Source organism: Campylobacter sp. RKI_CA19_01121, from assembly GCF_025771295.1.
Taxonomy (GTDB): domain Bacteria; phylum Campylobacterota; class Campylobacteria; order Campylobacterales; family Campylobacteraceae; genus Campylobacter_D.
In genome coordinates, this window is record NZ_JAKMQA010000002.1 from 154,073 (window position 1) to 162,539 (window position 8,467).

Annotated in this window: 7 protein-coding genes; 3 read left to right on the forward strand and 4 right to left on the reverse strand. The window is 31.0% G+C overall.

Annotation, left to right across the window (positions count from 1 at the left end; genetic code table 11):
- Position 1 precedes the first annotated feature (1 nt).
- Positions 2-2,077: an elongation factor G gene (gene fusA / locus L8T90_RS01760; RefSeq protein WP_039668128.1), complete on the forward strand. Its 2,076-nt coding sequence runs from the start codon at positions 2-4 to the stop codon at positions 2,075-2,077.
- Between the two features lie 32 nt (positions 2,078-2,109).
- Here fusA and L8T90_RS01765 read toward each other — a convergent pair whose 3' ends face one another.
- The 4 genes from L8T90_RS01765 to putP form a co-directional block, all read right to left on the reverse strand.
- Positions 2,110-2,592 carry a pyridoxamine 5'-phosphate oxidase family protein gene (locus L8T90_RS01765; RefSeq protein WP_263736531.1) on the reverse strand — a complete coding sequence of 161 codons (483 nt, stop codon included), beginning with the start codon at positions 2,590-2,592 and terminating at the stop codon, positions 2,110-2,112.
- Positions 2,593-2,656: 64 nt separating this feature from the next.
- A complete protein-coding gene (locus L8T90_RS01770) occupies positions 2,657-4,027 on the reverse strand; it encodes a hemolysin family protein (protein ID WP_263664233.1) in 1,371 nt (456 codons plus the stop codon).
- Between the two features lie 78 nt (positions 4,028-4,105).
- A complete protein-coding gene (locus L8T90_RS01775) occupies positions 4,106-5,086 on the reverse strand; it encodes a putative transporter (RefSeq protein ID WP_039668130.1) in 981 nt (326 codons plus the stop codon).
- Complete coding sequence (gene putP, locus L8T90_RS01780; RefSeq protein WP_263736532.1) at positions 5,087-6,565, reverse strand: sodium/proline symporter PutP; 1,479 nt, start codon at positions 6,563-6,565, stop codon at positions 5,087-5,089.
- A gap of 143 nt (positions 6,566-6,708) precedes the next feature.
- Here putP and L8T90_RS01785 point away from each other — a divergent pair, with 143 nt between their 5' ends.
- Positions 6,709-7,914, forward strand: coding sequence for a saccharopine dehydrogenase family protein (locus L8T90_RS01785; RefSeq protein WP_263736533.1), 1,206 nt, complete (start codon positions 6,709-6,711; stop codon positions 7,912-7,914).
- A 37-nt stretch (positions 7,915-7,951) separates the two neighbouring features.
- Positions 7,952-8,467: molybdate ABC transporter permease subunit (locus L8T90_RS01790; protein WP_263736534.1), on the forward strand; the 516-nt coding region annotated here is incomplete at its 3' end.

Consider the following 8,467-nt stretch of genomic DNA (forward strand, 5'->3'; position numbering starts at 1 on the left):
CATGTCAAGAAGTACTCCTTTAAAAAGAGTTAGAAATATAGGTATTGCAGCTCACATTGATGCTGGTAAAACAACTACTAGTGAAAGAATTCTTTTCTTTACAGGTATGAGTCATAAAATTGGCGAGGTACATGATGGTGCAGCTACAATGGACTGGATGGAACAAGAAAAAGAAAGAGGTATTACAATTACTTCTGCTGCTACAACTTGTTTTTGGAAAAATCACCAAATCAACCTTATAGACACTCCAGGCCACGTTGACTTTACAATCGAAGTTGAAAGATCAATGCGTGTTTTAGATGGTGCTGTTGCAGTATTTTGTTCAGTAGGTGGAGTTCAACCACAATCAGAAACTGTTTGGAGACAAGCTAATAAATATGGTGTTCCAAGAATTGTTTTTGTGAATAAAATGGACAGAATTGGTGCAAATTTCTTTAATGTAGAAGAGCAAATTAAAAATCGCTTAAAAGGTAACCCAGTTCCACTTCAAATTCCAATTGGTGCTGAAGATAATTTCAAAGGTGTGATTGATCTTATCACTATGAAAGCTTTAGTATGGGAAGATGAAAGCAAACCAACTGATTATGTAGAAAAAGAAATTCCAGCTGAGCTTAAAGAAAAGGCTGAAGAATATCGTGTAAAAATGATAGAAGCTGTTTCTGAAACAAGCGATGAATTAATGGAAAAATATTTAGGTGGTGAAGAACTTACTCAAGAAGAAATCAAAGCAGGTATTAAAGCAGGATGTTTAAGTCTTTCTATGGTTCCTATGCTTTGTGGTACGGCTTTTAAAAACAAAGGTGTTCAACCATTGCTTGATGCTGTTGTTGCTTATTTACCAGCTCCTGATGAAGTTGCTAATATCAAAGGTGAGTATGAAGATGGTACAGAAGTTTCTGTAAAATCAACTGATGATGGTGAATTTGCAGGTCTTGCATTTAAAATTATGACTGACCCATTTGTTGGACAATTAACTTTCGTTCGTGTATATAGAGGAAGTTTAGAAAGTGGTTCTTATGCATATAATTCAACAAAAGATAAAAAAGAAAGAATTGGTCGTCTTTTGAAAATGCACTCTAATAAAAGAGAAGAGATTAAAACTTTATATGCAGGGGAAATTGGAGCAGTTGTTGGTCTTAAAGATACACTAACTGGTGATACCTTAGCAAGTGAAAAAGATAAAGTTATTTTAGAGAGAATGGATTTCCCAGATCCTGTTATTTCAGTTGCTGTTGAGCCTAAAACAAAAGCAGATCAAGAAAAAATGTCTATTGCTTTAAATAAATTAGCTCAAGAAGATCCAAGCTTTAGAGTTTCTACAGATGAAGAAAGTGGTCAAACCATCATTTCAGGTATGGGTGAGCTTCACTTAGAAATTATTGTTGATAGAATGCTTCGTGAGTTTAAAGTTGAAGCAGAAGTTGGTCAACCTCAAGTTGCTTACCGTGAAACTATTAGAAAAACAGTTGAGCAAGAATACAAATACGCTAAACAATCAGGTGGCCGTGGTCAGTATGGCCATGTATTCTTAAGACTTGAGCCGCTTGAGCCAGGTAGTGGATATGAGTTTGTAAATGATATCAAAGGTGGGGTAATTCCAAAAGAATATATTCCAGCTGTTGATAAAGGTATACAAGAAGCATTACAAAATGGTGTTTTAGCGGGATATCCTGTTGAAGATGTTAAAGTAACTGTTTATGATGGAAGCTATCACGAAGTGGATTCTTCTGAAATGGCATTTAAACTTGCAGCTTCTATGGGCTTTAAAGAAGGTGCTAGAAAAGCAGGTGCGGTAATCTTAGAACCTATGATGAAAGTTGAAGTTGAAACTCCAGAAGAATACATGGGTGATGTTATTGGTGATTTAAATAAACGTCGTGGTCAAGTAAATTCAATGGATGAAAGAGGTGGTAATAAAATTATTACAGCATTTTGTCCTTTGGCTGAGATGTTTGGTTACTCAACTGATCTTAGAAGTCAAACTCAAGGCCGTGCTACTTATTCTATGGAATTTGATCACTATGATGAAGTTCCAAAAAACGTTTCTGAAGAAATTATCAAAAAAAGAAATGGTTAATCTACCAAGATGAGCAAAAAGCTCATCTTGAATTATTTATGTCCTTTTGAATTAATTAAATTAATTATTCCTTCATTAATTTCATATGCTTTTCCAAAACCTTTAACATATCTTCCATTTTTTAGTATCAGCTGAAATAAATGAAAATCTTTCATATTTTTAATGACTTGGATTATTTCTTTATTGCTTTCATTTTCATAAGTATTTAATACTTGCTCAAAGAGTTGATTATCTCTTGTTATTTCTGCACTCTCTACTCTAAATTTAAGTCTTTTTCTTGCAAAGATTGACACGCAATCTTTTTCATCTTCTATAAACATAATTTCTATGTTTTTATTATTGTATTTTGCTCCTTCAAAGTGTTCAGCGATTTCACTAATATAAATATAAAAGTCATTTTTAATTTTTATAATAGGTGCGTATGAGCATATTGTTTGATTGTTTAAATTTAAAGAAGATATCATAATGCTTTTGAATTCTTGCATAAATTGATTAATTTCATCATGTAATTGCATATATTTTCCTTGTAGGTTAGAATGGATAAGATTGAGGATTGTATGAAAGTAAAAGAAGAGTTTATCACTCTTCTTCATCAGTATTTTTGCGTACAACTTTAATGCGTTCTATACTATTTCCATCCATCTTTTTGACTTCATAGTAGCAGAATTCATCTTCTATTCTATCTCCAACTACCGGTAAGCGTCCTAAGAGATTGAAAACATATCCACCTATAGTGACTTGTTCTAGCTCTTCATTAAAGCGTATATCAAGCATTTCTTCTACTTCGCTAATTTCATATCTTCCTTGAAATTCATAAATGTTTTCTGCAAGTTTTTTAAAATGTGGACTAGAATCATCATGCTCATCGTTAATATCTCCAACGATTTCTTCCATAATATCTTCCATGGTTAAAAGTCCAGCTGTGCCACCATATTCATCCACTACTAATGCTGTGTGTACTTGTTCTTTGTTCATCATGAAAAGGACTTTAGATATGCTGATATTTTCTGGTACCAAGATCATTTTGATTAAAAAATCATCTAAATTTTTCTTATCTTTGCTAAGTTCGTTTTGCATGATATCTCTAATGTGTACCATACCTAAAATGATATCTTTAGAACCATCTATATATGGAAAGCGTGTGTGTTTGTATTGACAAACTATTTGCATATTTTCCTCATAGCTTTTTTGTTTGTTAAGACATATCATATCTTTTCTAGGTGTCATGATTTCTTTTGCTACTGTATCTGAAAAATCAACAGCATTACGTATGATTTCAGTTTCAAACTCATCCAAAACTCCACCTTTTTGGCTTTCACTTGCAATAAATTTAATTTCTTCTTCAGAGTGGCTTAATTCATGTTCTTTAGCAGGTTTAATACCTATAACTTTTAAAGAAATTGCAGCTAAAAAGTCAAATGTTTTGATGAAAGGTAGGAAAAGTAACCAAAATAAATGTAATGGTCTTGCAACCCATAAAACAGCTTTATCTGCAATAGCGATAGCAACGCTCTTTGGAACTAATTCACCTAATACAACATGCAATAATGTGATAATAGCAAAAGCGATAACAAATGCTATAGTATGAATTAATGCTGGAGCTAAGCCTAAATTTGCCAAAGGAACTTCAAGAATTTTAGCAATAGCAGGTTCGCCTATCCAACCAAGAGCAAGAGAACTTAGTGTAATACCAAGTTGGCAAGCGCTTAAATAAGTATCTAGTTTTGAGGTTACTTCTAAAGCTTTTTTTGCATTACGTTTTTTTTCTTTTACCATTTCTTCGAGTTTTGATCTACGTACTTTAACAATAGCAAATTCAGATAAAACAAAAAATCCATTTAAAAGCACTAAAGCTAATGCAACAAGAATCATAAAAGTAGAATAGCCTACATCAATTGAGGCAACAGCGGGTAATGTTTGATTTAAGTCTAAAGATTGACTGGGGTCCAAAAAAACTCCTTTAATAAAATTTTTGCAAAATTATATCAAATCAAAACTATAAAATTAGCTTAAAATAAACGACATATTTTAAATTAATTTATGTTTTCTATATTCAATATTTTTTTCAAATTCATCTAAACGTTTATAAATGCTACGCAATTGTGTGATAGTTGTCCAATTGGTGATAAAAATACTAAATGATGATCTAACTTGATCAAAAGCATTGCCAACTTGTATGATAATTCCAAGTTGTATAAGTCCTAAAAACAAGCTTGGAGCCATGATTAAAAAAGGCACTATAACCATGATTTGCTCAAATAAATAAAGCCATATATTAAAATACCCATAATGCAAAAATAATCTTTTATAATTGATTTTAAGTCCAGTAAATAAACTTAAAATACTTTCATCGCTCGCATAATTTTTTCTATCATCTTCAGCAAAAACAAGTTCTTTTCTAAAAGCAGCTTCGGCTTTTTGATTATTATATTCAAGACCAGGTAATTTAATGCCAACAAACCATGATATAACAAGACCTCCTAAAGAAACCAAAAATGCAATCCATACTAAAGAGCCATTAATGTCTTTTAAGATAGGTAAATTAACATGCGCACTTAACATCCACAAAATCGGAACAAAAGCAATTAAAGTCATAATTGCCTTAACAAAAGCTAATCCTAAGCTTTCTATGATTTTTGAAAAATTATAAATATCTTCTTGAATTCTTTGTGAGCTACCTTCTATGTTGTCATCTTTTTTTTGCCAAAATTTAATATAATCAAAAGTCATAGCCTCACGCCATTTAAAGGCATAAATACTTCCAAAATATTGTGTGATAGTAGCGATTAATACATAAGGCAATGCTAGATATAAAAATTGCTTAATAAAATGATAAAAGTCATCTATACTATGATTTTTTGCATCTTGTAAAACATCATAAAATTCTTTATACCATTCATTTATTGCAACATTAATGGAAGTTTGAGCAAGTAAAGAAGCTAGTAAAAAAAACAAACCCAAATAAGCCCACAATGCCCATTTTTTTGAATAAAAAAAAGATTTAAACATTTAAATTTCTTTTAACATTTTTTCATAGTGTCTTATTGTATGTTTTTTTGCTTTAAAAATTATACTAAAAATCACAATAAAACAACTTGCAACTAAAAATCCAGGAATGATTTCATAAATTGCTATAAAATTTGAACCAAAATGTTTATAAAATATAACAGTTAAAGCTCCACTAACCATTCCAGCTATCGCACCTTCTTTGCTCATATTTTTATAAAATAAAGAAAATAAAATAACACTTCCAAAGCTTGCACCAAAACCAGCCCAAGCGTAAGAAACTATACCTAAAATTTGACTTTGAGTATCAAGTGAAAGTATAAAAGCTATGCAAGCAACAGCTAAAACACCTAGACGTGATAATAAAGTAATATTTTTATCATTTGTTTTTCTTTTTAAGATTTGTGTATAAAAATCTTGCACCAAGCTAGAAGCACATACTAGTAGTTGAGAACTTGCAGTACTCATAATAGCTGCCAATATAGCACTGAGTAAAATTCCTGCCACCCAAGGATTAAAAAACACTTGAGACATTACGATAAATATTCTTTCAGGGTCATTTAAAGTGAGATTAAATTTAGCTATATAAGCAATACCTAAAAATCCTATCATAGCAGCACCAAATAAAGAAATTACCATCCAAGTTATGCCTATAAAAGTTGCAGTAGGAATTTCTTTTACATTTTTTATAGAGATAAAACGAATTAAAATGTGAGGTTGACCAAAATAACCAAGCCCCCATGCTAGGGTTGATACTACAACTAGCCAACCACCACCGTCTAGGCCAAAGGCTTGGGGTTTTACATCATTTATAATAGAAAAAGCTTCGCCAAAGCCACCAAGTTCAAAAATCATCACAAAAGGAATGATGATTAATGAACTCATCATTAAAAGTCCTTGTATCATATCAGTCCAGCATACAGCTTTATAACCACCTAAAAAAGTATATAAAACAATAACTAAAAATCCAATACTCAAGGCAAAAATATAAGGCAAATTAAATACACTTTCAAAAAGTTTAGCACCGCTTACTAATCCAGCGCTAATGTAAATAGTAAAAAATACCAAAATAACTACCGCACAAATGCTTCTTAAAATATGTCTATCATCATGAAAGCGACTTTCAAAAAAATCAGGAATTGTAATACATTCTTTGGCTATTTGAGAAAAAATCTTTAATCTTTTAGCAACAAAAGTCCAGTTTAAAAACATACCAAAACTTAAGCCTATAGCTATATAAATTTGTCCTAAACCAGCTGCATATAAAGCACCAGGAAAAGCCATTAAAAGCCAACTGCTCATATCAGAAGCACCTGCACTTAAGGCAGATATAACCGGCCCCATGGAGGCATTACCAACAAAATAATCTTTACTGTTTTGATTTTTTTTGTAAAAATAAAAACCTATAAAAAGCATTAAAAATGCATAGGTAATAAAAGTAATAACAATAGGATAAGAAAGTTCCACACTTTGTAAATTCATAAGTGTCCTTAAAAAATTTAAAAAACTATCATTTTACTTGTTTTATTTTAAAAAAACATTATAAAAATTATTTTTTGTTTTTTTATTTCAATGCTTTATAAAGTTTTTTTGTTACAATTTTCTAAAAAATTTAAGGAAAAATGATGAAAAATCTTTTGATTATAGGTGCAGGTGGTGTAAGCCGTGTTGCGACTGTAAAATGTGCAATGAATAGTGATGTCTTTAGTAAAATAACCCTAGCAAGTAGAACTAAAAGTAAATGTGATGAAATAGCAGCTTTTATAAAAGAGCGTTTAGGTGTAGAAATTCAAACTGAGCAAATAGACGCAGATGACACCGCTGCTGTTGTAGAACTTATCAAAAAAACAGGAGCTGAAATTTTATTAAATGTGGCTTTACCTTATCAAGATCTTACTTTAATGGATGCGTGCATTCAAACTAATATCCACTATGTAGATACTGCAAACTATGAACATCCTGATTTGGCTAAATTTGAATATAAAGAACAATGGGCAAGAAATGATAAATTTAAACAAGCAGGAATTTTAGGACTTTTAGGCAGTGGATTTGATCCTGGTGTTACTAATGTATTTTGCGCTTATGCACAGCAAAATTTGTTTGATGAAATTCATTATATAGATATATTAGATTGCAATGCTGGAGATCATGGCTATGCCTTTGCAACTAATTTTAACCCTGAAATTAACTTAAGAGAAGTTTCTGCTAAAGGTCGTTACTGGGAAAATGGAAAATGGATAGAAACTGCACCTATGGAAATAAAAATGGAATGGGATTATCCTGAAGTAGGGGTAAAGGATAGCTATTTACTTTATCATGAGGAGCTTGAAAGCTTAGTAAAAAATATCAAAGGTTTAAAAAGAATAAGATTTTTTATGACTTTTGGGCAAAGCTATTTAACTCATATGAAATGTCTTGAAAATGTTGGTATGCTAGGTATTAAGCCTGTTATGCATCAAGGCAAAGAAATAATACCAATAGAATTTTTAAAAACACTACTTCCTGATCCTGCTAGTTTAGGCCCTCGCACTAAAGGTTATACTAATATAGGTTGTGTGATTCGTGGTGTAAAAGATGGAAAAGATAGACAAGTTTATATTTACAATGTTTGCAATCACGAAGAGTGCTTTAAAGAAACTGGAGCGCAAGCTGTGAGTTATACTACCGGAGTTCCTGCAATGATAGGAACAAAGTTAATTGCTAAAGGAATTTGGCAAGGAAAAGGTGTGTTTAACATGGAAGAATTTGATGCTAAACCTTTTATGGATGAGTTAAATACTCAAGGACTTCCTTGGAAAATTATAGAAATGGAGCCAAATTTAGGAAAGTAATCTCAAGTCTTTTTTTTGACTTGAGAAAGTTTCAATAATGACACAATTATTATTAAGTATAGATTGGACACCTTTTTTAGTTTCCATAAAGCTTTCTATTATTACTTGTATAATTTTGTTTTGTTTTTGCATACCACTTGCTTGGGTTTTTACTTTTAAGCAATTTAGAGCAAAAAAAATTCTAGAAACCATAATAACCTTACCTTTGGTTTTACCACCATCTGTTGTTGGTTTTTACTTGTTGATTTTATTTTCAAAATACTCTTTTTTGGGTAATTTTTTAGAAAAACACTTTAATATCACTTTAGCTTTTACCTTTGAAGGTTTAGTGATAGCAAGTTGTATTTATTCTTTACCTTTTATGTTTAATCCTTTATATAATGCAATGTCTATGATTTCTAAAAATATTATAGAAGCTAGTTTTTCTTTGGGAAAAAATTCTTTCATCACACTTTTTAAAGTAATCTTACCTAGTATTAAACCAGCTATATTAAGTGCTTTGGTGATAAGTTTTGCACATACTATGGGTGAGTTTGGTATAGTATTAATGATA